The sequence below is a fragment of the Janthinobacterium sp. GW823-FHT06H09 genome, from assembly GCF_058794735.1.
In genome coordinates this window covers 228,083-250,771 of the sequence record NZ_JBXAHC010000004.1, presented here as the reverse complement: position 1 = coordinate 250,771, position 22,689 = coordinate 228,083, and the positions used below count along the sequence as shown (strand labels likewise).

Sequence of the window (22,689 nt, the reverse complement as noted above, 5' to 3'; positions counted from 1 at the left end):
AAAATGGCGTGATTACTGATTGGAGCGCCATGAAGCCGACCCCACCGCAAGATCCCATCCACGCCATCACGGGCCGCACTCTGGCCCATTACGACGCCAGCGCCGAGCAGTTTTTCGAAGGCACGCGCGATCACGACGTCAGCCAGAACATCGCCGCGCTGCTGAACGCCATCGGCAAGCCCGCGCCGCTGGCCATCCTCGACCTCGGTTGCGGCCCCGGCCGCGACCTGAAGGCGTTCACGGCCCTGGGGCACCACGCGACGGGCGTCGACGGCTGCTCCCGTTTCGTCGGGATGGCGCGCGCCTACAGCGGCTGCACCGTGTGGCAGCAGGATTTCGTCGACCTCGACCTGCCCGCCGCACACTTCGACGGCGTGTTCGCCAATGCCGTGCTGTTCCACGTGCCCAGCGCCGCCTTGCCCGGCGTGCTGCGCGCTTTGTACGCGTGCCTGAAACCGGGCGGCGTGCTGTTCAGCTCGAACCCGCGCGGGCAGAACGAGGAAGGCTGGAACGGCGCGCGCTATGGCAGCTACCACGACGAAGCGACATGGGCCGCCTACGTGCAGGCGGCCGGTTTTACCCTGGTCGAGCAATACTACCGTCCGCCCGGCTTGCCGCGCGAACAGCAGCCGTGGCTGGCCACCGTGTGGCGTAAGCCAGCCTGATGGACGCATTTTGTATGAATTTGGGCATGTGTTAGGAACCGTACATAGTTTTTGCGGCCTCGGGCGTACTATGGATACATCGACACGCAGCAAGCAGTTTGCAACGGCGTGTGAGCCGCAGTACCGGCCCTTTGGGCTGGACAACAGATGTACCAACTACAGTGAGGATTTATCATGAACAAAGATCAAGTCGAAGGTAAACTGAAGGAAGTCGGCGGTAAAATCCAGGAAGCCGCTGGCAAAGTCGTCGGCAGCGAAGAACAGCAAGCCAAGGGCCTGGCAAACCAGGTCGAAGGCAAAGTGCAGAAGAAAGTTGGCGACGTCAAGGATGCAGTCGAAACCGTCACCCGCAAACCGTAATGGCAGACATCTGACAAGACCTACTGCGCGTCGCGAGTTGCGGCCTGCGATGCTCACTGTGCTAGAGCACAGTTCCGCTTCTCGGCCACAATTGGCTTCCGCTCGCTACGGTCCTGTCAGATGTCGTTACTGTGCTTGATCGTATTCAGTACAGTACAAAATAAAAACCGCCGCCTGTCGCAAGACAGGCGGCGGTTTTTTATTTGATGCAGCGCAAGCTTACTGTGCTGGCTGCATCAGGTTCTGCTTGAAGAACAGTTCGATTTTCTTGTACACGTGGCGCTGGCCCGCGCGCGACGAGATGCCGTGCTTGGCACCTGGATACGTCATCAGGTCGAATTGCACGCCGCGGTTGACCAGCGCGTCGATCAGTCGCGTGCTGTTGCTGAACAAGACGTTGTCGTCGGCCATGCCGTGCACCAGCAGCAGCGGCGACTTCAGGCCGTCGAGGTGGGCGAACACGGTGCTGGCCTTGTAGCCGTCCACGTTTTCCTTCGGCATGCCGAGGAATTGTTCCGTGTAGTGGGTGTCGTACAGCGACCAGTCGGTCACGGGCGCCACCGACACGCCCATGGCGATCTTGTCGGACGCGGCCGACAGCAAACGCAGGGTCATGAAGCCGCCGTAGCTCCAGCCGAACACGCCGATGCGTTTAGGATCGACGAAGCTTTGCTTGCCCAGCCAGTCGATGCCCACCAGCTGGTCCGCCACTTCGGCCGCGCCCAGCTTGTGATAGATGGCGTCCGTGAACGCGCGCTCGCGGCGCGACGAGCCCCGGTTATCGAGGCGGAAGACGACAAAGCCCTGCTGCGCCATGTACTGGTCGAAGTTGTTGCCCCAGCGGCGCGCCACGTGCTGCGAGTGCGGGCCGCCGTACGTCGACAGGTAGACGGGATAGCGTTTGCCCGCATCGAAGTTCGATGGCTTGACGATCGAATAGTGCAGGGTCTGGCCATCGTTGGCCTTCAGGGTGCCGTATTCCGTCGGCAGGTGGTCGGCCTTGTACTTGAAGTAGGGGTGGCTGGCGTTGAGCGCGTTTTCTTCCAGCCAGCCCACCATGGCGCCGTCCGGGCGGCGGATGCTGACCTGCGGCGGCGTGGCCGGGTCGGAATACGTGTCGACGAAGACTTCGCCATTGCGCGAGAACGTCGTGTCGTGCCAGCCGTCCGCTTTCGTCACGCGCTGCGGCTTGTCGGCCGTGCTGCCGTCGAGGGCCAGGGCGTAGGTCTGCTTGTCGATGACGGCGTCGCGGTTCGACGACACGAACACTTTACCGGTCTTCTGGTTCACGGCCAGCACGCTGTCGATGCCCCACTCGCCGGAAGTGACGGGGTGCAGCAGCTTGCCGCTCATATCGTACAGGTACAGATGGTTGCGGCCCGTGCGCTCGGACGACCACAGGAAGGTGCCGTTCGACAGGAAGCGCAGGTCGTCATGGATGCTGACCCAGGTCTTGGACGTTTCCGTCAGCAGGGTGCGCTGCGCCAGGGTAGCCGCGTCGACGGCGACCAGGTCCAGCGTCTTCTGGTCGCGCGACTGGCGCTGGTAGACGAGCGATTTGCCTTCCGCGCTCCAGTCGGCGCGCACCAGGTAGATGTCCGGGTTCGTGCCCAGGTCCACCTGGCGCTGCACGCCCGTTTCCGGCGAGACGATCAGCAGTTGCACCAGCACGTTCGGGTCGCCGGCGGCCGGGTAGCGCTGTTCCACGACGTCCGTGCGGTCGGCGAAGATTTCAAAGCGGCGCACGACGGGCACGGGCGCTTCGTCATAGCGTTTATAGGCGATGGCGGAATCGTCGGGTGCCCAGTAGTAGCCGGTGCGCTGGCCCATTTCTTCCTGCGCCACGAATTCGGCTTCGCCGTTGCGGATCGTGCCCTTGCCGTCGGTCGTCAGCTGGCGTTCCTTGTCCGTCTTGAGGTCGATCACATGGATGTTCTGGTCGCGCACGAACGATACGTAGCGGCCTTTCGGCGAGATTTTCGGATCGAGCACATTGCCCTTGGCGACCAGGCGCGCCTTGTCCGGGTGGGCCGCGTCGACCAGGTACAGATTGCCGGCCAGCGGCACCAGCAGCTGTTTGCCATCGGGCGACCAGCTGTAGCTGAGAATGCCGTTCAGGCTGGCCGTGCGCTCGCGTTCGCGGCGCGCCTGCTCTTCGGGCGAAATCGTTTCATTCGGCACCAGCGCCTTCGAGTCGACCAGGCGGTGCGTGCTCTTGTCCTTGAGCTTGAATTCCCACAGGTCGAGCTGGAACTGGTTGTCGGCGCGGCCGCGCAGGAACGTGACGCGCTCGCCGTCGGGCGAGACCTTCAGGTTGCGCACGCCGGGGCCGGCCAGCGCCGGATCGGCGTGGATGCGTTCCAGGGTCAGCTTTTCAGCCGATGCGGGAACGCTGGCCATCGCGGCCAGGAAACAAAGAATAAAACGCATGGATGTCTCGGTAGTTGGAAGAAGAAGGGCACTGCATGTACAGGCGAGCTTGAGCGTTGCCTAAGCGTAAGACGATACCAGAGCGTACCTGTTTATGCGATAGCGCCAGCCACGGAATAAACCGTTCATGGCCGTATTTCCTTCGTCAAAAATGTCCAGCAGCCGCCCATTCCATGGCGCTTTGCCCCGTTCAGGCCAATATCGTGCCTTCGATTACCGTCAGGCATGCGCCGCCTATCCAGGCGTGGCCATCGCGGAAAGTCACGGACACGCGGCCGTCGCGCTGCAGGCACGTGCCCTGGCGGACCGTGTAGTCGGCGCCCGCCAGCAGGTGCGCGATGCAGGCGTTGGCGCTGCCCGTGACGGGGTCTTCGACCAGCGCGCCATGCTCGCTGAGCAGCGCGCGCACTTCGTAGTCGGCCGGCCCGCCGGCGTCGTGCGGGCCATACAGCGCCAGGCCGTCGGCGCCGGCGGCGGCCAGCAATGGCGTCAGCGCGGCGATGTCGGCGCGCACGGCCAGGCAGGCCGCGGCGCTGGCCAGCGGCACGCACAGCCAGCGGATGCCCATGTCGGCGACGGTGCCGCCGGCGGCCGGTTCTCCGCCCAGCGCCGTTTGCAGCAGCGGCAGCAGCGCGGGATCGAGCGCGCGCGTGGCGCAGGGCGGCGCCTGGAACGCCAGCACGCCGCCTGCGCCCCGTTCTATCTGCACCAGGCCGACGCCGCATTCCTGCACGATGCGCGCGCCTTTCGGCTGCAGGCCCGCGTCGAGCAGGGCGTGCGCCGTGCCCAGCGTCGGGTGGCCGGCGAACGGGAATTCCATCTCGGGCGAAAAAATCCGCACGCGGTAATCGGCGGCCGGGTCGCGCGGCGCCAGCACGAAGGTGGTTTCCGACAGGCCCGTCCAGCGCGCGATGGCCTGCATCTGCGCGGCGTCGAGGCCATTCGCGTCCAGTACCACGGCCAGCGGATTGCCGAGGAATGGCACGCTGCTGAAGACATCGACTTGCTTGAAGGGGCGTTGCTGCGGCATGGGGTGCTCCTTGTCTCAGGCTGCGCGCAGGCGCTGCAGCGACAGGCGGTTCAGATACCAGGTCAGCAGCACGGCGGCCACCGTCAAGCCCGTGACGAGACCGATCCAGAAGCCGGCGGCGGCCATCGGTTCGGCCGGCGACCAGATGAAGCCTTGCGGCGCCAGGCCCAGCACATAGCCGATCGGCAGCGAGAAGCCCCAGAAGGCCAGCAGCTGGATCAGCATCGGCTGGCGCGTTACCTTGTAGCCGCGGATGGCGCAGGAAGTGGCCACCTGCGTCGCGTCGGACAGCTGGAACAGGGCGGCGAACAGCAGCAGCTGCGCGCACAGTTCCTGCACTTGCGGGTCGGACGTATAGGCTTGCGCGATCTGGTGGCGGAAGACGGTGATCAGGGTGGCCGAGACGATGGCCGCCGTCAGCGACATGGCCACGCCCACCCACGAAATGAAGCGCGCGCGGCGCAGATTGGCTTCGCCCACGGCATGGCCCACGCGCGTGACCAGCGCGATGCCGAAGGTGAGCGGCACCATGAAGACGACGGACGAGAAATTGAGGGCGATCTGGTGCGCCGACACCTGGATCACGCCGAAGCGCGCCACCAGCAGGCTGATGACGCCAAAGGCGCTCACTTCGGCAAAATACGTGACGCCGATGGGCAGGCCCAGGCGCAGCATGGGGCCGATCGACGACAGTTGCGGCCATTCCCAGTGCGTGAACGGATACGTGGCGTGATAGGCGGGGGCGATCCGGATCCACGCCAGCATGGCCAGCAGCATCATCCACACGCAGCAGGTGGTGGCCACGGCGCAGCCCACGCCGCCCAGTTTCGGCATGCCCCAGTGGCCGTAGATCAGCAGGTAGTTGACGAAAATATTCAGCGCCAGCGCGGCCAGCGCGATGACCATCACGGGCTTGGTCTGGTTGATGCTGGTGCTGTAGCCGTACAGCGCGCGGTAGGCGGCGAACGGCGGCAGCGCGCAGCTGATGATGTGCACGAACAGCTTGGCCTTGGACGCCACGGCCGGTTCCAGCATCAGGTGGTCGAACACCAGCGCCGCCATGTTCGTCAGCAGGCATGCGACCAGGCCGACGAGCAGCGCCTTCCACAGCGATTGGCGCACGATGTGCGGCACGCGGTCGTGGCGCGCGGCGCCGATTTCATGCGCCACGAGGGTATTGATCGCCATCATGATGCCGCTCACCGTCACCAGTACGATGGACCAGATGGCCGCGCCCAGCGACACGGCCGCCAGTTCCTCGGGATTCGTATGTCCCGTCATCGCCACGTCGGCCGCGCCCATGCCGACGGTGGCCAGCTGGCCGATCAGGATGGGCCAGGCCAGCTTCCACAGCGACGAGACTTCATTGCGGATGGCGGGCAGGGTGAACGAGGTAGTGTGTGGCATGGGCGGCAAGCTTGACTAAACACAAGATTCTACCGGCATTCGCCGTGCTTGTCCGCCGGGGCGCCCCGGCGGCCGGACCGGCACGGTAATCATTTGTTACAGCTAAGTGGGCCAGTCGCGGATAGACTGCGCGCTCTATTTGGCAAAATGACCAAATAGTCAACCGCAGTACCCTGACTATGGAGCAAGACCATGCTGAGACATACCCTGAACTGCGCCCTGTTGCTGGGCGCCGCCATGACGGCCGAACTGGCCGGCGCCGGCGAACTGACCCTGTATTCGCGCGACGATTATCATGGCCGCTCACAGACCGTGCGCGACGCCGTCGCCGACCTTGAAGATCTGCGTTTCAACGACACGACGCAAAGCATCCGCGTGCGCTCGGGCCGCTGGGAAGCGTGCGAGGACGCCGATTTCCGCGGCGCCTGCTTCCTGCTCGAGACGGGCGAGTATCCGTCGCTGGACGGCCAGGCCAACAAGATCACGTCGCTGCGCGAAGTGCGCGGCGGCTGGGACGGCCATCGGGGCCGCGACCGTGACGGTGAGCGCGACCGGGGACGCGACTGGGACGGCCGCCGTGACCGTGACCGCGAGCGCGGCCATTTGCCCGGGCGCTCGCTGGGCGGCGAGCTGACCTTTTATACGCGCGACGATTTCGCCGGCCGCAGCTTGAGCGTGAGCAACGCTTCGGCCGATTTGCGCGAGCGCGATTTCAATGACACAGTGCAAAGCGTGCGCGTGCGCTCCGGCTATTGGGAAGTGTGCGAAGACGTTGGCTTCCGTGGCCGCTGCCGTACCTTGGCGCCGGGCGAGTACGCGAGCCTGGAACGCATGAGCAACCGCATCTCGTCGGTGCGCGAAGTGCGCTGACGCGGGGCAGGCAGTACGCGAAGTGGCAATAACAGGCCCGCAGGGGCCTGTTATTGCTTTTGGTAACAATTTATTGTGCTTTTCGCATACTTTGTTACACCGTTTTTTCTGTGGATGGCTACACTGACATCAGTTGTCATGTCGATCACTTACCTTTGCCGCCACCGGAGACCGCCCCATGAATCGCCCGTTCGCCTTTGCTCTGCTGTGTGCCAGTTCGCTGTTTGTCCACCTCGCGGCGCAGGCCGGCGAGATCCGCCTGTACACCGATGACAATTTCAAGGGGCGCGTAGTCGTCTTGCGCGATACGACGGACGACTTGTCGCGCGTTAATTTCAATGACACCGTCTCGAGCATCCAGGTCGATTCGGGCAGCTGGGAAGTGTGCACGCATGCCGATTTCAAGGGCGATTGCAAGACGCTGGAACGGGGCGACTACCGCTCGATGCCGGGCATGAACGATAAAATCTCGTCTGTGCGGGAAACCGGCGCCGGGCAGGGCAGCGGCAGCGGCGGTGGACGCCGTGCGGCGCTGGAATTGTTCGCCGACGGCGGCCAGCGCGGCGCGTCGGCCGGCGTGAACTCGGACCGCGACGATCTGGTCGACATCAGCTTCAACGACCGCGCCAGCAGCGCGCGTGTCGAATATGGCTACTGGCAGTTGTGCAGCGATTCCAACTACCGTGGCAGCTGCCGCGTGTTCGGGCCTGGCAGCCACGATGACCTGGGCAGCCTGAATGGACGCGTGTCGTCTGCGCGCCTGGTTGATCCGCGCGAAGAGAATCGTCCGCAAAATGACGAGGGCCTGGTGGTGCTGTATGGCCGCGCGTTCCTGAAGGGGCCTGGGCTGCAGGTGAACCGCGACGTCAGCGACCTGGTGCGCCTGAACTTCAACGACCAGGCCGCATCCCTCGCCATCAACGAGGGTACTTGGGAAGTCTGCACGGACTCGCAGTTCAACGGCAGCTGCGAGCGCATGGGGCCGGGCAAGTATGAAGTGCTGAACACGACGCTCGACAAGCGTATTTCCTCGCTGCGCCGGCTGTACTGAACGCATGACCGGGCCTTCCGCATGGCCTTGTATTTGTTACACTAGCATCCTGGCGCAACCGCCAGGCAAATCATCACCAAAGAATGAAGAATGGAGTTAATCATGACGGGCCCTTTCAAACACACGCTGGCATGCGCGGCGACCTTGCTGCTCTCGCTGGGGGCCCATGCGGCCGCCCATGCAGGCGATATCACCTTGTTCGAAGACGTTGATCTGCGTGGCCGCGCAGTGAACCTGCGCGAGACGACGGACGATTTGTCGCGCTTTGGGTTCAACGACAAGGTGTCGAGCATCCTGGTGCGTTCGGGCACGTGGGATGTGTGTACCGATGCCGGTTTTCGCGGCAATTGCCGTACCCTGGGACCGGGCGAATACCGTTCGATGCCGGGCATGAACGACGCCATCAGTTCGGTACGCGAGTCGGGGCGCGGCGATGGCAACAATCCAGGACGCCCGGGACGCGATCCCGACCGGGGCCATGGCGGCTATGGCCGTGGCGGCACCCTGGAAGTGTATTCGGGCGCGGGCCAGAATGGCGGCTCGGCGCGCCTGAACCGCGACACGGACGATTTCGTCAATATCGGTTTCAACGACCGCACCACCAGCATCGTCGTCTATAACGGTTACTGGCAGCTGTGCAGCGATTCGAACTACAACGGCGTGTGCCGCATCTTCGGCCCTGGCCGCCATGACGACCTGGGACGCGGCCTCGATGGACGCGTCTCGTCGGCGCGCATGGTTGACGAGCGCGAGGCGCGCCGCCAGCAGCAGTACGATAATCAGTACCAGCGGCCGCAGTACGACCAGCCCCAGTATCCGCAATACCAGCAGCCGCAGTACCAGCAGCGCGGCGCCGTCCTGCTGTTCCCCGAAGCGGGCATGCGCGGCGAACCGCTGGCGCTGGACCGCAATGCGGAAGACCTGGTGCGCTACAACTTCAACGACCGCGCCTCGTCCATCGTCGTCAACGAGGGCCAGTGGGAAGTGTGCAGCGATTCGAACTTCCATGGCCGCTGCGAAGTGATCGGGCCGGGCGAATATGGCCGCCTGAACAGCATGGAAAACCAGATTTCCTCGCTGCGCCGCGTGCGCTGATCCCGTCCTGACGTCGTGCTGACAGACCGCCTGCCGGGTTGATCCCGCCAGGCGGTTTTTACATTCGCTGCCGTGCGCTGACATTTGCTTGCCCTTTGTTACACTCGCCGCCTGCCGCCTGGTCTACACTGGCGAAAATGTCATCAGTATTGGAGTTGTCATGGTTCGATCTTTCCGGCCAGCGCTGTTGTGCGCCGCCACCTTCCTCGCCCCCCTTGCCGCATCCGCGGGCGAAATCACCCTGTTCGAAGACGCCGGTTTCCGCGGCCGCCCCGTGACCCTGCGTTCCGACACGGGCGACCTGTCGCGCATGGGCTTTAACGACAAGACCTCGAGCATCATCGTGCGCTCGGGCACCTGGGAAGTGTGCAAGGACGCCAATTACCGTGGCAATTGCCGTACCTTCGGACCTGGCCGCTACGGCAGCATGCCGGGCATGAACGACGCCGTTTCCTCCGTGCGCGAAGTGGACCGTCCTGGCCATGGCGGCGGCGACCACCGGCCTTACCCGCCGCGTCCGGAGCGTCCTCACCCCGGCTATCCCGGCCACGGCGGCGGCCACCGTCCCGACATGAATGGCGCCGTGCTGCTGTTCCCCGACGCGGGCATGCGCGGGCGGCCCGTGCGCCTGGACCGCGAAGTGCGCGATTTGAGCCGCTATGGCTTCAATGACCGCGCCGAATCGGTCGTCGTCAACTACGGCCGCTGGGAATTCTGCGTCGATGCCAACTTCCGCGGCCGCTGCGTGGTGATGGGACCGGGCAGCTATGGCCGCCTGCACGGTGGCCTCGACCGCCGCATTTCCTCGGTGCGCCGCGTGCGCTGATCCCGCTGCCGGGCGGCGTTGTATCGTGCACACGCTGCCCAGCGACTAATTCGTGTACTCTTCCATCAGGCAGTTCAACCATGGGGAGCAGGCACGGTGGAATACAAGGACTACTACAAGGAACTGGGCGTCGAAAAGACGGCGTCCGAGGCCGAGATCAAGAAGGCGTACCGCAAGCTGGTACGCAAATACCATCCCGACGTGAGCAAGGAACCGGACGCCGACAAGCGCACCAAGGCCCTCAACGAGGCCTACGGCGTGCTGGGCGACGCGGAAAAGCGCGCCGCCTACGATGAACTGGGCCGTAACCAGGGCGCGCAGGGCCAGCCCTTCCGGCCGCCGCCGGACTGGGGTTCGGGCTACGAATCATCGGGCGCCGACGACAGCGACTTCTTTGCCGACCTGTTCGCCCACGTGGGCGGGCGCCGCCGCGCCGGCGGCAGTTTCCAGATGCAGGGCGAAGACAGCCACGCCGCCATCACCATCGACTTGCAGGACAGCTACCAGGGCGCCAAGCGCCACATCGTCATGCGCGTGCCCGAAGCGGATGCGCAGGGCCACGTGGTGACGCGCGAGCGCACCCTGGAAGTGACGATACCGAAAGGCGTCACGGAAGGACAGCAGCTGCGCATGAAGGGGCAGGGCAATCCCGGCAGCGGCGGCGCGCCCGCCGGCGACTTGTACCTGGAAATCCGCTTCCGGCCCGACGCGCGCTACAAGGTGGAAGGGCGCGACGTGTTCGAGACGGTGCCCGTTACGCCGTGGGAAGCGGCGCTGGGCGGCGAGATCGACGTGCCCACGCCATCGGGCACCGTGACCGTCACCGTGCCGCCCAATTCGCAGACGGGGCGCAAGCTGCGTCTGAAGGGGCGCGGCATTCCCGCCGCCCAGCCGGGCGACCTGTATCTGCTGCTGGAAGTGGTGCTGCCGCCGGCGAACGATGACAAGGCGCGCGAACTGTATGCAACCATGGCGCGCGAGATGGCTTTCAATCCGCGCCAGAAGCTGGGAGGATAAATCATGACAAACAAGGTAATTGGCGAATTGCTCGAAGATCGTGCCCTGAGCCTGGAAGAACTGGCGCGCGCCTGCGCGGTGGAACCGGATTGGGTGGTACAGCATGTGCAGACCGGCGTGCTGCTGCAGGACGGCCCGCCGGCTGGCCAGCTGACGGCCTGGCGCTTCACCAGCCTGGACCTGGTGCGCGCGCGCCGCCTGCACGAAATCGAATCCGTGTTCGACGCGAACGCGGACCTGGCCGCGCTGGTGGTCGATTTATCGGAAGAAGTGGCGCGCCTGCGCCGCCGCCTGCACGTGCTGGGCGTCGAGTAGCTTTTATTTACTCAGGCTCGCCGTGCCGCTGCACGGTGATCCTGCCGATATAAAACTGCCCATCGACGACGACCCGGTGCGGGATGCCGGCCACGTCGAAGCCGGGACCGCCGTCTTCCATCCACTCCTGGGCCAGCGAGTCGAACTGCTGCGGCGTCATGCGCAGCATCTGCGCCGTGATGACGAAGCGCGCGCCTGGTTTTTGCTTGTTGACGAAGTCGTCGATGCCGGCCATGTGAATCTCTTCAAGGTTGTGTCTGAAATCGGGGTCAGACCCCCGGACACGTTGGCACTGAGCTTTGCGTTGGCGGTGTTGAGGGTCTGACCCCAGTAGTTGTTTAGGGCTTGCCCCCGCATGATACCCGTCCGCGCGTTCTTCTAGAAGCCCTGCACCAGCAGCGGCAACTGCTCCGCAAACCGCTCCGTCAGCCACTTGCCCGCCTGGCCCGGCGGCGTGTCGGCGCGCTGGATCAGGTAAATCGGGTAATTCTCGCCATTGTCGACGGCCAGCGGCAGGTGCACCAGCCGTCCTTCCGTCAAATCCTCGCGCACCATCGCTTCGGGCATGTTGCCCCAGCCCAGGCCCGCGCGCAGCAGCGCGTGTTTTGACCCCAGGTCGCCCAGGCGCCAGTTGCGCAATCCCAGCACGCCGAAATCCTGGCCCTCCGTCAGCACGCTGCGGTCGCTGAGCACCAGCTGCACGTGTTCGCGCGCCACGCCGGAAGGAATCGGGCCGGCCAGCTGCGCCAGCGCGTGGCTGGGCGCAGCCACGGGAATCAGGCGCACGTGGCCGACGGCCAGGCGCTCGAAGACGCTGGCCGTGGCCGTCATCCAGCCGCCGAGGCCGATGTGGCAGCTGCCATCCATCACCAGCTGCGCCACGGCGCCCATGGCTTCGATGCGCAGGCGCAGGGCGACGGTAGGGAACTGTGCCTGGAACGCCTCGAGCACGCGCACCAGCACGCAGGTGGGGAACATCACGTCGACCACCACCGACACTTCCGCCTCCAGCCCGCCGGCCAGCGCCTTGGCGCGCGCGCGCATGCCGTCGACCTTCAGGGCCACGGCGCGCGCGTCGGCCAGCAGGGCGCGGCCCGCGTCCGTCAGCGTGGGCTTGCGCTTGCCGCGGTCGAGCAGCACCACATTCAGTTGTTCTTCCAGGTTGGCGATGGTGTAGCTGATCACCGACTGCGTGCGGTGCAGCTGGCGCGCCGCGTGGGCGAAACCGCCCGCGTCGATGACGGCGACGAACACGCGCAACTGGTCGAGCGAAGGCTGGCCTGGTTCTCTCATGATGATTTCCTATCTAAAAATTCGATGCTAACCATTTATATTTACATGGTTTTCTCGATGGTAGACCCGAACTATGCTGTATGCAAGGGCTGCGATGCGGCCCGTCCCGTCACCCGTTTTCCCAGGAGCACTTCATGAGCAAGGTTTTATACATCAATAGCAGCGTGCGCAACAGCGGTTCCCTGTCGCGTCAATTGTCCGGCGAATTCGTCGCGAAATTGGCCGCGCAAGGCGCCAGCGTGGTCGAGCGCGACCTGTCCGCGCAACCGGTGCCGCACCTGACGGAAGAGGTGATGGGCGCCTTCTTCACGCCGGCCGACCAGCGCAGCGCCCAGGCGGCAGCGGCCGTGCAATTGTCCGATACCCTCGTCGACGAATTGCTGGCCGCCGACGTGCTGGTGCTGGCCGCGCCCATGTACAACTTTTCCGTGCCATCGACCCTGAAGGCGTGGATCGATCACGTGGCGCGCGCGGGCCGCACTTTCCAGTACACGGCAACGGGCCCCGTCGGCCTGGCCACGGGCAAGAAAGCATATATTTTTACGGCCAGCGGCGGCGTCTACAGCGAAGGCCCGGGCGCCGCGTATGACTACCTGAGCACCTATCTGCGCACGGCGCTGGGCTTCATCGGCATCACCGACATCGAGTTCGTGCAAGCGGAAGGCGTGGCCATGGGCGAGGATGCCGTCGCCAGCGCGATCGCCAAGGGCCGCGCCTCGATCGAGGCCCTGGCGGCCTGAGTCTGGCTCTTCTCTAGTTCCAACGGGGGATTGCCAATCTGCCATGGTTGACATAAGCTTGCCGGCGGCACGCCCCGTGCCAGGCCGGCGAGTCGTTCGCCATGAAAGTCCCTCATGCACAAGTTGGCAAGCGCAATACTGTTCGGCTGTTCCCTGTTTTTGGCAGGCATGGCGCTGGCGCAGACCGCGCCCGCTGCATCGCCTGCGCCGCCCCACGTGGGCCGCCACGCCTCCACGCCCGAGGATCTCCGCACCATCGAGCAAGTCGTCGCCGACTTCCAGGCGGCCCTGATCGCCAAGGATGTCAAGCTGCTGTCGTCGCTGATGCTGCACACGAATATCCTGTTCGCCTCGCCGGCCGACGATGCATTCATCAAGAACATGCGCGACACGACGGACGTCCACTTCGACGGCGTCGGGGCGGGTGGCTACGCCGCTTTCGCCAACTTCATCAAGCGCGAACCGCAGCGCACGGAAGAAAAATTCTACAACGTCAAGATCACCCAGGACCGCCATGTGGCGTGGGTCAACTTCGACTACGAATTCCTCGTCGGCGGCAAATTGTCGAACTATGGCGCGGAAGCGTGGCAGATGGTCAAGCGCGACGGCGACTGGAAAATCCTCAGCGTCGTCTGGTCCATGCATCCCGCCGCCGAGGCAGGAAAATAGCCGCCCGCCATGCCGCGTCAGTCGCGCGGCAGCGCGCGGATTTCCACCGTGCCCCCTGCGTTCAGTACGGGGTTTCCGATCAACAATTTTTTTGCATCGTCTATACTTTCAGCTTGCACACGTAGATAGCCTGACAAGTGTGGCGTGACCGCTCTGGCCTGGCCTGAGCGGTGCACGCAGATGCCGGGCCCGATGGAGCTGCCACCGCAGAAGCGGCCACTGGCCCTGAGCATGGCGAAGTAGTCTTCCCAGGCGGACGTGGCGACGTCTATCGGTGTTTCCGTGTCGTCATGCATGAAGATGATGTAGTCATTCATCCTTTTTCTCCTGTGCCGCGTGATAAAAAGAGAGCTGAATTGAGTATCCTGAGCAATCGCGAGCGCATGGTTTTACCCTCACCGCGTCAGTCCGTAGAGACAAGCTGTCCGGCCATGTCATTTTTGGAGCGCACATCGTGCCGATAAAGTATGTTGATTTTTATGAGGTGAATTACACGGCAGAGCGCTTGCGGGGCTGCAAGTTATGGGGCGCGTACGTCGCCATCTATGCCCCTTCGCCCAACCCCATGCACCGGGTGAACCTGGTGAAAAAGCGCCGGGTGTCGGCCGACCATCAGTTTACAACGGAAGCCGATGCCATGGCGGAAGCGGGCGAGGCGGCCGTCAAACTGGTCGAGCGGCGCCAGCGCCGCTATGTCTTCCACCCCTGATGCCACTGCGCGGTATCCTGCAGCGCGCGCCAGGGCAGGATGTGCACGCGGCCCGAATGCACGGCTTCCAGTTCCACGTGCGTGGCCGGTTCATCCGGCGTGGCCGGGGCGCACAGCTTGATGACGAGAAAATGTTTTTCCTTGTTGACGGGCGTGACGGCGGTCCATTTGCTGTTGAGTAACTTGTTCGGACGCAAGTTATTGCGATTGACAAGGTGCATGGCGGTCTCCGGATTGGCGTGATGGCGATGTTGCCATTATCATGCAACTTCCTGCCACGCACGAGGACCGCCATGAAACGCCAGCTGCACTTGCTCGTCATTGACCCGCAAAACGATTTTTGCGACTTGCCTGCCACCTGGCTGCCGCCCGATGCGGCGCCTGCACTGGCCGTGCCCGGCGCCCACGCCGACATGCTGCGCGTGGCGCAGCTGATCCGCGAAGGGGGGAGCGGCTTGACGCAGATCAGCGTAACGCTTGACGCCCACCACCGCTACGACATCGCCCACCCCGCCTTCTGGCGCACGGGCGATGGCGGCGCCGTGCCGCCGTTTACGCAGATCAGCGCCCAGCAAGTGCGCGACCGCCTGTTCTTGCCCGCCGCCAGCGGCGCCTTGCCGCGCGCGCTGGCTTACCTCGATGCCTTGCAGCAGGCGGGACGCTACCAGCTGATGGTGTGGCCCGTGCACTGCGAGATCGGCAGCTGGGGCCAGAATATCCACGCGGCCGTGCGCGCCGCCTACAACGCCTGGGAAGTGGCCAACTTGCAAGTGGTGGCCAAGCTGAGCAAGGGTTCCAATCCGTGGACCGAGCATTACTCGGCCGTCATGGCGGAAGTGCCCGATGCGCAGGATGCAGCCACCCAGCTCAACCGTGCATTCCTCGACACCTTGCTGCCGGCGCAGCAACTCTACATCTGCGGCGAAGCGGGCAGCCATTGTGTCAAAGCCAGCACCGAGCACATCGCCGATTACCTGGAAGCGCAGCAAGGCAAGGCGGCCCTGTCGCGCCTGGTCTTGCTGACGGACTGCATGAGCCCCGTCACGGGCTTTGCCGCGCAGCAGCGCGACTTCCTTGCAGCCATGCATGAGCGCGGCGCGCGGCTGGCCACATCCACCGAGGTCGTGCCTGAATTGCTGGCCAACGCAGGCGATTGATGCTTCCTGCAAGCGAACCCTCCTGAAATGCTTGCGGTGGCGTACTATTCTGGCTTCAGGAAGTTGGAGAAAACACACATGACCCCGATAGTGCGCAGTTTGCTGGAAACCGATCTGTATAAATTTACAATGTGGCAAGCCTTGCTGCACGGTCATCCGAATACCCATACCGAATACGAATTTGTCTGCCGCAACGCCACTGCCTTTCCCCTGGCCGAACTGAAGGGCGAGCTGGAAGAACAGCTCGACCACTTGTGTTCGATGTCGTTTGCCGACGACGAGCTGGCCTATTTGCGCACCTTGCGTTTCATGAAGAGCGATTTCGTCGATTTTTTGACGGTGTTCCGCTTCCAGAGAAAATTCATCGACGTCAGCACGGACGGCGACACCCTGATCGTGCATGCGGCCGGGCCGCAAGTGCACGTGATGGGTTTCGAGATTTTCGTGCTGTACATTATCAACGAACTGTATTTCCGCCGCTTCGACCTCGATGCGGCCATGCGCGAAGGGCGCCACCGCCTGGGCTTGAAAGTGGCGGCCGTCAAGGAATTCGGCAAGCTGCCGAGGCGCAAGCATCCATTCGAATTTTCCGATTTCGGCGTGCGCCGGCGTTTTTCCGGTGCCTGGCATGACGAGGTGGTGCAACGGCTGGCGCGCGAAGTGCCCGAATACTTCAAGGGCACGTCGAATGTCTACCTGGCGAAAAAGCTGGGCATCGTGCCGATCGGCACCATGGCGCATGAATACATGCAGTCGTTCCAGTCCTTCGGCGTGCGCCTGCGCGACTTTCAAAAGGCGGCACTGGAAGACTGGGTGCAGGAATACCGCGGCGACCTGGGCATCGCCCTGACGGACGTGGTCGGCATGGATGCCTTTCTGGCCGACTTCGACCTGTATTTCGCCAAGCTGTTCGACGGCTTGCGCCACGATTCGGGCGACCCCGTCGAGTGGGGCGAGAAGGCGCTGGCCCACTATGCGGCCCTGCGCATCGACGCCAACACCAAGCGCCTCGTGTTTTCCGACGGCCTGGACCTGGACAAGGCGTTTGCCCTGTACCAGCACTTCGCCGACCGCATCATGACGGGCTTTGGCATCGGCACCAATCTCACCAACGACGTCGGTTTGACGCCGCTCAATATCGTCATGAAACTGGTGCGCTGCAATGGCCAATCCGTGGCGAAATTGTCGGATTCCCCGGGCAAGACCCTGTGCAAGGATGAAACCTTCCTCGCGTATCTGCGGCAGGTGTTCCATCATCCTGCCGTCTAAGCTGCGCCCAGGCGCCTATGCGTGGCGTAGGTCGGATTAGCGGGGCCGCCGAGGCGCGGCAAAGCCGCGCGTAATCGAACAACTGCGCGGACAACTGCGCGGACAACTTCGCGGCCAAGTCCGCCGACAAACTCGCCGACAAGCTGGGCGGGCAGACGGCGTGCCGTGTGCAACCCCCGGCTTAAAACCCCGTCACCACCGTGTTCATGTGCTCGACCTGGGGCGGGGCGGCAAAGAATTCGCCCACCAGGCCGCGCCAGGCCTGGAAGTCGTCGCTGCCGCGGAAATGCACGGTATGGTCTTCCAGGGTCGTCCAGCCGACCACCAGGCGGTAGGCGTCGCCGTTTTCGATCGAGCGCTCCAGGCGCATCGATTCGCAGCCGCGCGCGCGCTGGAACAGGGGGACGGCTTTCGCTACAGCCGCTTCGAAGGCTTCATGCGTGGCCGATTTGATCTGGATGTGGGCAATTTCAAAAATCATGGCAATTTCCGCTGTGGAATGAAGGAACGGTGATCTTGCCATAATTTCGCCGTGCAGGGGAGGGCGTCAGCCCGCCAGCGCCGGTGTGCCTGCATCGGCGCGCCGGCTGCCCGCGTGGCTGGCCGTGCGCTGTTCGATGTCGCAGCCATTGCATGCCTGCACGATGGCGTGCGCCCGTTCCTGCTCCTGCGGATCGCGGACGGCGACAATGAGGCGCACCATGCCGCGAAACGCCGTCTTGCCGTAGTTACGCCGGTACATATGGTTGTCGCCGCCGAACAGGGCGTTGATCGCGCGTTCCAGCCGGCTGGTCATGGTGTCGCGGTTACCGACCGTAAAATTGCCCTGCACGGGGCCGGCCTCGTCGTCGCCCGCGTCCAGTTGCACGGCGTGAGGAGGAAAGCCTTCGGCCAGCAAGCGGATGCGGGCGCGCTCCGCATCGGGGAAATGGTCGAAGATACGTATCAGCGTGCTGCCGCCGCTGTTTGTGCTGCTGTCCATGGCCCGGCCTTTCAAGGAGGTGTACCTGATTTGACCGGCGAGCCTGTAAAAAATTCTGCCTCAGCCTGTAAAATCCTCGATCAAGGCGCAAAAGTTTGATAAATATCCAGTATGGCTACCAAGTCGCGCTAAGATACGTCTTGCGGAATCAATCTTTCATAGGAGAACTAAATGGCAGCGAAGAAAATTCTGTTTTTGACCGGCGATTTTGCAGAAGATTATGAAACGATGGTGCCGTTCCAGGCCCTGCTGATGCTCGGCCATGCCGTGCACGCCGTCTGTCCCGGCAAGAAGAGCGGCGAGACGATCAAGACGGCCATCCACGATTTCGAGGGCGACCAGACCTACACGGAAAAACCGGGCCACCTGTTCACCTTGAACGCCAGCTTCGACGAGATCGACCCGGCCGACTATGACGCCGTGATGATCGCCGGCGGCCGCGCGCCCGAATACCTGCGCCTGAACGACAAAGTCATCGCCGCCGTGCGCCATTTCGCCGAGGCGGGCAAGCCCGTCGCCGCCGTCTGCCACGGCGCGCAATTGCTGGCCGCCGCCGACGTCATCCGCGGCAAGCGCATTTCCGCCTATCCCGCCTGCGCGCCGGAAGTGACACTGGCGGGCGGCACGTATGCCGACATCGCCGTCACGGACGCCGTCACCGATGGCCAGTTCGTCACCGCGCCCGCCTGGCCCGCCCATCCGGCCTGGCTGGCGCAGTTCGTCAAGCTGCTCGGTACCGAGATCCGTTTGTAACCTTTACCTGCCCGGCAGGCCGCAGCGTTCGCCGGGCGCACCACTTTTCAGATTCGAGTTCTTCATGCATGCGCCGCGCAGTCAACCTTCCCGCAAACAACTTCCAGCGTCGCGCTGGCGCCAGCGCCGCCTGGCGCAAGCCGCATCGGGCCTGAGCGCCGCGCAGGAGCGCCAGCTGGCCACCCTGCATGACATTTCCACCTTGCTGGCGGGACAGCACGCCATCGATGCGCTGTGCCGCGGCTTCCTGCGCCACGTGATGCAGTTCGCGCAAGCCGAAGGCGGTACCGTGCGCATCCTCGATCCGCAGCACGATACCGTGCATATCATCGTGCACGAAGGCATTTCCGACGCGATGGTGGAAGAGGAACATTGCATCCGCAACAACGATTGCCTGTGTGGCGCGGCCGTGGCGCAGGGCGTGATCCAGATCCGCGATTTCCGCCAGGTCGAAGCGCTGCAGCGCTACCGTTGCCAGGACGAAGGCTTTATCGCCATCGCCGTCTTTCCCATCCTCGCGCGCGACCAGGTGGTGGGCAGCTTTTCGCTGCACTTTGCGCAGCCGCAAGCCGTGCAGGCGCAGCAGCAGGGCTGGCTGGAGACGCTGGGCCAGAGCCTGGGCATCGCCATCGAGAACCAGCGCCTGATCGCGCGCGAAAAGGAATTTGCCGTGGCGCGCGAACGCAGCCTGCTGGCCGAGGGCTTGCATGACAGTATCGCGCAAAGCCTGAACTTCATCAGCCTGCAAGTGCAGATGCTCGACGATTCCGTGCGCCGGGGCCAGCTCGACGAGGCGGCCGAAGTGTTGCCGCTGATGCGCATGGGCGTCGAACAAAGCTACCAGGACGTGCGTGAATTGCTCGTCAATTTCCGCACGCGCTGGCATGGCAGCGACCTCGAAAGCAAACTCAGCGAAGTGCTGGCCAAGTTCGAGCTGCAGACGGGTGTCGCCGGCACCCTGGAGATGAGCGGCAACGGCGCGCCGCTGGCGCCCGAGCAGCAGTTGCAGATCCTGTTCATCGTGCAGGAAGCGCTGTCGAATATCCGCAAGCATGCGCAAGCGAGCAACGTGGCGCTGCGCGTGGAAAACGGGCGCGATTTTGCGCTGCAGGTGCGCGACGATGGCGAAGGCTTTGCCGCCAACCTGCGCGACAAGAAAACGGAATTGCAGATCGGCTTGCGTATCATGCAGGAAAGAGCCGAGCGGCTCGGTGCGCAATTTGCCATCGACAGCACGCCCGGCGGCGGCACGACGATCTCGCTGGCCTTGCCTGCGGCCCGGCGCCAGGCCGCGTAACAGATGAATCATCCTTATCAGGCAACAAACATAGTGAACGCACCAATCAAAATCCTGCTGGTCGACGACCACACCTTGCTGCGCAGCGGCGTCAAGCTGCTGCTGCAGCGCAATCCTCAATTCCAGGTGGTGGGCGAGGCATCGAACGGGCTCGACGGCGTGCGCCTGACGGCCGAACTGCAGCCCGACGTGGTGCTGATGGACTTGAACATGCCCGGCGTGACGGGCGTCGAGGCGCTGCAGCTGATCTTGCAGGACATGCCGCAGATGGTCGTGCTGATGCTGACCGTGTCGGAAAACGCGGCCGACCTGGGCGCGGCCCTGCGCGCGGGTGCACGTGGCTATTTGCTGAAAAATATAGAAGCCGAGCAGCTGGGGCAGGCCATCTGCCGCGCCGCCGCCGGCGAATCCGTGATTGCCGACGCCATGACGGCCAAGCTCGTGTCACAGTTCCGCGCGGGGCAGAACGCGCCCCAGGCCGACTACGACAAATTGACGCCGCGCGAACGCGAAGCCATGGCCTGCCTGGCGCAAGGGCTGAGCAACAAGGAAATCGCGCGCCAGCTGGACGTGGCCGAAAGCACGGTGAAAATCCACGTGCAAAACATCCTCAAAAAGCTTAAGCTCAGCAGCCGCGTGCAGATCGCCGTGTATGCGGTCGAGCGCGAACTCGGTAAATAAAGATCAAGCAAAGCGCAAATACCGTGCCAAAAAGCCACAAGGAATGCGCGATTGTTTGATCTGCATGGCGTTCCGGCCTAGACAACCCTAGTTCCTTTGACGTATGGCCTTGACCGTGCCTGCGCATTACACTCTTAGTCATTCGCTAATCTAATAAGAGAGTGTCATGCATAAGGTCAACGTCGATGGCTTGCTGTCGAGCCAGGCTCTGTTCCGCCATATTTCCCCTTCGCAATTAGAGCAATTGCGCCAGGATGTCGTGCGTGTCGAAGTGGAAAAAGGCAAAGTGTTGTTCCGCAAGGGCGAAGTGGCGGAAGGCGCCTACGTGGTGGTCTTCGGCCTCGTCAAGCTCAGCGTGTTTTCCATGGAAGGGACGGACAAGGTCCTGGAATTGATCCGCCCGGGCCAGAGCTTCGGCGAAGCCATGATTTTCCTCGATGAACCATACCCGTTCTGCGCCGAAGCGCTCGAACATTGTTTGCTGCTGCGCATCCCGCCGCATGCACTGCTGCGCCTGCTGGACCAGTCGCCCCGCATCGCGCGCCAGATGATGAACAGCCTGTCGCATCACCTGATGGGCTTCATTCGCAACGTGGAACGCTGCTCCGTGCAGAACGCCACCCAGCGCGTGGTCGAGTATCTGTTGCAGGCATCGGACCAGCAGCGTTCGAACGAAGTCAAGCTGGACCTGAAGAAAAGCTTATTGGCATCGTTTTTGAACCTGGCGCCCGCCACCCTGTCGCGCGTGCTGCACCAGCTGACGGACTTGCACCTGATTAAAGTCAGCGGTTCGCTGATCCAGATCCAGCCCGATGCGCTGAAGACGTACCGCCATGGTTCCGCCGCCACGGCCATGCTGAACTAAGCTTTTTCAGCAGGCAAGGTCAGCCGCCAGAACAGCAGGGCGAGCAAGCTGACCGCCGCGCCCAGCGCGCATACCCCATGCCAGCCCGCCAGCGCATACACGCTGGTGGCGGCAATCGCACCGAGTCCGCTTCCCACCGCATAAAACAGCATGTAGCACGCCACCAGGCGGCTGTGCGCGTCGCTGTCCTGCTTGAAAATCAGGCTCTGGTTCGTCACGTGGATGGCCTGGCCCGCCAGGTCCAGCGCGATGATGCCGACGATCAAGGGCCACAGGGCCGCGCCGGCAAAACTGAGCGGCAGCCATGCGGCCAGCAGCAACAGCAGGGCCGCGCCCGTCGTCCACTGCGCGCGTCCGCCATCAGCCAGCGCCCCCGCACGCGCCGCGCCCAGCGCACCGATCACGCCCACTAACCCGAAGGCGCCGATGGCCGCATGGCCATAGCCTTGCGCCGTCAAGGGCAATACGAGCGCGCTCCAGAAGATATTGAAGACCGCAAACATCAGCAGGGCCAGCATGCCGCGCACGCGCAGCACCTTGTTGTGCAGCAGCATGTCTGCCATCGAGGTGAGCAGGGCGCCGTAGGCCAGCTTGTGATCGGATGGCTGCACCGGCGGCAGCTTGCGCCACAGCAGCATCAGCAGGGCGCAGGCGATGGCCGCCGACACAAAATACACGGCGCGCCAGTCTGCCAGGTCCGCCACCACGCCGGACAGGGTACGCGCCAGCAGCAAGCCGATCACCACGCCGCCCTGCGCCATGCCGACGACCTTGCCCCGCTCATGGCTGGCCGCCGCGCTGGCCGCATAGGCGATCAAGCCTTGCGTCATGGCCGTGCCCAGCAAGCCCACCAGCAGCATGCCGCCCAGCAAGGCTGCCGTGGAACGGGCGCAGCCCAGCGCCGCCAGCGAGACGGCAAGCAAGCCCAGCTGGAACAGGGTCAGCCGGCGCCGGTTCAGCATGTCGCCCAAGGGAACCAGCAGCAGCAGGGCCAGCGCGCAGCCGAGCTGCGTGGCCGTGATGACCATGCCGCTGGCGGCTTCCGTCATGCCGAACTCGTGCGCCAGGGTGGCGAGTAAAGGCTGGGCGTAATACACATTGGCCACGCTGAGGCCGGCCGCACAGGCAAACAGCCAGACGAGAGGGGAAGGAAGTGCTGCCGTGATGGGGGTGGTCGTGTCGCGCATGGGCTTGCCTATAAGTGGTTG

Annotated in this window: 27 protein-coding genes; 17 read left to right on the top strand and 10 right to left on the bottom strand. The window is 63.8% G+C overall.

Annotated features, from left to right (window positions below; genetic code table 11):
- Positions 1-29: 29 nt before the first annotated feature.
- Positions 30-665, top strand: coding sequence for a class I SAM-dependent methyltransferase (locus tag AC1Q6X_RS08240; RefSeq protein ID WP_121668664.1), 636 nt, complete (start codon positions 30-32; stop codon positions 663-665).
- A gap of 174 nt (positions 666-839) precedes the next feature.
- Positions 840-1,025 carry a CsbD family protein gene (locus AC1Q6X_RS08235; RefSeq protein ID WP_034759763.1) on the top strand — a complete coding sequence of 62 codons (186 nt, stop codon included), beginning with the start codon at positions 840-842 and terminating at the stop codon, positions 1,023-1,025.
- Positions 1,026-1,244: 219 nt separating this feature from the next.
- Here the strand turns inward: AC1Q6X_RS08235 and AC1Q6X_RS08230 are convergent, their stop codons facing one another.
- The 3 genes from AC1Q6X_RS08230 to AC1Q6X_RS08220 all read right to left on the bottom strand — a co-directional run bounded on the left by AC1Q6X_RS08230 (position 1,245) and on the right by AC1Q6X_RS08220 (position 5,892).
- Positions 1,245-3,455 carry a S9 family peptidase gene (locus tag AC1Q6X_RS08230; RefSeq protein ID WP_492496334.1) on the bottom strand — a complete coding sequence of 737 codons (2,211 nt, stop codon included), beginning with the start codon at positions 3,453-3,455 and terminating at the stop codon, positions 1,245-1,247.
- A gap of 190 nt (positions 3,456-3,645) precedes the next feature.
- Positions 3,646-4,485, bottom strand: coding sequence for a PhzF family phenazine biosynthesis protein (locus tag AC1Q6X_RS08225; RefSeq protein ID WP_492496332.1), 840 nt, complete (start codon positions 4,483-4,485; stop codon positions 3,646-3,648).
- 15 nt (positions 4,486-4,500) lie between these two features.
- On the bottom strand, positions 4,501-5,892 hold the full coding sequence (locus AC1Q6X_RS08220; RefSeq protein WP_492496330.1) for an MATE family efflux transporter: 1,392 nt from the start codon (positions 5,890-5,892) through the stop codon (positions 4,501-4,503).
- 192 nt (positions 5,893-6,084) lie between these two features.
- Between AC1Q6X_RS08220 and AC1Q6X_RS08215 the strand changes: the two genes are divergently transcribed.
- From AC1Q6X_RS08215 to AC1Q6X_RS08190, 6 genes are all read left to right on the top strand, one after another.
- Complete coding sequence (locus tag AC1Q6X_RS08215) at positions 6,085-6,762, top strand: beta/gamma-crystallin (protein ID WP_083293754.1); 678 nt, start codon at positions 6,085-6,087, stop codon at positions 6,760-6,762.
- 178 nt (positions 6,763-6,940) lie between these two features.
- Entirely contained in the window at positions 6,941-7,813 is an 873-nt protein-coding gene (locus AC1Q6X_RS08210; protein WP_121668667.1) for a beta/gamma crystallin family protein, read from the top strand.
- Positions 7,814-7,915: 102 nt separating this feature from the next.
- Positions 7,916-8,908, top strand: coding sequence for a beta/gamma crystallin family protein (locus AC1Q6X_RS08205; protein WP_070221817.1), 993 nt, complete (start codon positions 7,916-7,918; stop codon positions 8,906-8,908).
- A gap of 160 nt (positions 8,909-9,068) precedes the next feature.
- Positions 9,069-9,734 (top strand): beta/gamma crystallin-related protein, encoded by a 666-nt coding sequence (locus AC1Q6X_RS08200; RefSeq protein WP_492496327.1) that lies wholly within the window; start codon positions 9,069-9,071, stop codon positions 9,732-9,734.
- A gap of 96 nt (positions 9,735-9,830) precedes the next feature.
- On the top strand, positions 9,831-10,751 hold the full coding sequence (locus AC1Q6X_RS08195) for a DnaJ C-terminal domain-containing protein (protein WP_492496325.1): 921 nt from the start codon (positions 9,831-9,833) through the stop codon (positions 10,749-10,751).
- Between the two features lie 3 nt (positions 10,752-10,754).
- Positions 10,755-11,066, top strand: coding sequence for a chaperone modulator CbpM (locus tag AC1Q6X_RS08190; RefSeq protein ID WP_070292118.1), 312 nt, complete (start codon positions 10,755-10,757; stop codon positions 11,064-11,066).
- A gap of 7 nt (positions 11,067-11,073) precedes the next feature.
- On the opposite strand, the gene AC1Q6X_RS08185 is transcribed toward AC1Q6X_RS08190, so the two are convergent.
- Both AC1Q6X_RS08185 and AC1Q6X_RS08180 read right to left on the bottom strand, forming a co-directional pair.
- Entirely contained in the window at positions 11,074-11,301 is a 228-nt protein-coding gene (locus AC1Q6X_RS08185) for a hypothetical protein (RefSeq protein ID WP_070221813.1), read from the bottom strand.
- 143 nt (positions 11,302-11,444) lie between these two features.
- A complete protein-coding gene (locus AC1Q6X_RS08180) occupies positions 11,445-12,359 on the bottom strand; it encodes a LysR family transcriptional regulator (protein ID WP_230503724.1) in 915 nt (304 codons plus the stop codon).
- Positions 12,360-12,493: 134 nt separating this feature from the next.
- On the opposite strand from AC1Q6X_RS08180, the gene AC1Q6X_RS08175 reads away from it, so the two are divergent.
- Positions 12,494-13,099 carry an FMN-dependent NADH-azoreductase gene (locus AC1Q6X_RS08175; RefSeq protein ID WP_230503726.1) on the top strand — a complete coding sequence of 202 codons (606 nt, stop codon included), beginning with the start codon at positions 12,494-12,496 and terminating at the stop codon, positions 13,097-13,099.
- A 114-nt stretch (positions 13,100-13,213) separates the two neighbouring features.
- A complete protein-coding gene (locus tag AC1Q6X_RS08170) occupies positions 13,214-13,768 on the top strand; it encodes a nuclear transport factor 2 family protein (RefSeq protein WP_492403738.1) in 555 nt (184 codons plus the stop codon).
- Positions 13,769-13,785: 17 nt separating this feature from the next.
- Here the strand turns inward: AC1Q6X_RS08170 and AC1Q6X_RS08165 are convergent, their stop codons facing one another.
- A complete protein-coding gene (locus tag AC1Q6X_RS08165; RefSeq protein WP_492496321.1) occupies positions 13,786-14,085 on the bottom strand; it encodes a hypothetical protein in 300 nt (99 codons plus the stop codon).
- 167 nt (positions 14,086-14,252) lie between these two features.
- On the opposite strand from AC1Q6X_RS08165, the gene AC1Q6X_RS08160 reads away from it, so the two are divergent.
- Positions 14,253-14,477, top strand: coding sequence for a hypothetical protein (locus tag AC1Q6X_RS08160; RefSeq protein ID WP_257218104.1), 225 nt, complete (start codon positions 14,253-14,255; stop codon positions 14,475-14,477).
- On the opposite strand, the gene AC1Q6X_RS08155 is transcribed toward AC1Q6X_RS08160, so the two are convergent.
- Positions 14,459-14,698 (bottom strand): TIGR02450 family Trp-rich protein, encoded by a 240-nt coding sequence (locus AC1Q6X_RS08155; protein ID WP_070221807.1) that lies wholly within the window; start codon positions 14,696-14,698, stop codon positions 14,459-14,461. The genes AC1Q6X_RS08160 and AC1Q6X_RS08155 overlap by 19 nt on opposite strands.
- 72 nt (positions 14,699-14,770) lie before the next feature.
- Here AC1Q6X_RS08155 and AC1Q6X_RS08150 point away from each other — a divergent pair, with 72 nt between their 5' ends.
- Both AC1Q6X_RS08150 and pncB read left to right on the top strand, forming a co-directional pair.
- On the top strand, positions 14,771-15,634 hold the full coding sequence (locus tag AC1Q6X_RS08150) for a cysteine hydrolase family protein (RefSeq protein ID WP_070221806.1): 864 nt from the start codon (positions 14,771-14,773) through the stop codon (positions 15,632-15,634).
- Positions 15,635-15,712: 78 nt separating this feature from the next.
- Positions 15,713-16,903: a nicotinate phosphoribosyltransferase gene (pncB, locus tag AC1Q6X_RS08145; RefSeq protein WP_070221805.1), complete on the top strand. Its 1,191-nt coding sequence runs from the start codon at positions 15,713-15,715 to the stop codon at positions 16,901-16,903.
- A gap of 181 nt (positions 16,904-17,084) precedes the next feature.
- Here pncB and AC1Q6X_RS08140 read toward each other — a convergent pair whose 3' ends face one another.
- A complete protein-coding gene (locus AC1Q6X_RS08140; RefSeq protein WP_070221804.1) occupies positions 17,085-17,384 on the bottom strand; it encodes an antibiotic biosynthesis monooxygenase family protein in 300 nt (99 codons plus the stop codon).
- 66 nt (positions 17,385-17,450) lie between these two features.
- A complete protein-coding gene (locus AC1Q6X_RS08135) occupies positions 17,451-17,885 on the bottom strand; it encodes a hypothetical protein (RefSeq protein ID WP_070221803.1) in 435 nt (144 codons plus the stop codon).
- Positions 17,886-18,056: 171 nt separating this feature from the next.
- On the opposite strand from AC1Q6X_RS08135, the gene AC1Q6X_RS08130 reads away from it, so the two are divergent.
- From AC1Q6X_RS08130 to AC1Q6X_RS08115, 4 genes are all read left to right on the top strand, one after another.
- Positions 18,057-18,638: a DJ-1/PfpI family protein gene (locus AC1Q6X_RS08130; RefSeq protein ID WP_070292103.1), complete on the top strand. Its 582-nt coding sequence runs from the start codon at positions 18,057-18,059 to the stop codon at positions 18,636-18,638.
- 64 nt (positions 18,639-18,702) lie between these two features.
- Positions 18,703-19,935 carry a GAF domain-containing sensor histidine kinase gene (locus tag AC1Q6X_RS08125; RefSeq protein ID WP_070221801.1) on the top strand — a complete coding sequence of 411 codons (1,233 nt, stop codon included), beginning with the start codon at positions 18,703-18,705 and terminating at the stop codon, positions 19,933-19,935.
- A gap of 3 nt (positions 19,936-19,938) precedes the next feature.
- Positions 19,939-20,616 carry a response regulator gene (locus AC1Q6X_RS08120; protein WP_436542611.1) on the top strand — a complete coding sequence of 226 codons (678 nt, stop codon included), beginning with the start codon at positions 19,939-19,941 and terminating at the stop codon, positions 20,614-20,616.
- 166 nt (positions 20,617-20,782) lie between these two features.
- Positions 20,783-21,481, top strand: coding sequence for a Crp/Fnr family transcriptional regulator (locus AC1Q6X_RS08115; RefSeq protein WP_070313712.1), 699 nt, complete (start codon positions 20,783-20,785; stop codon positions 21,479-21,481).
- On the opposite strand, the gene AC1Q6X_RS08110 is transcribed toward AC1Q6X_RS08115, so the two are convergent.
- Positions 21,478-22,668: an MFS transporter gene (locus AC1Q6X_RS08110; RefSeq protein WP_492496316.1), complete on the bottom strand. Its 1,191-nt coding sequence runs from the start codon at positions 22,666-22,668 to the stop codon at positions 21,478-21,480. The genes AC1Q6X_RS08115 and AC1Q6X_RS08110 overlap by 4 nt on opposite strands.
- Positions 22,669-22,689: the final 21 nt, after the last annotated feature.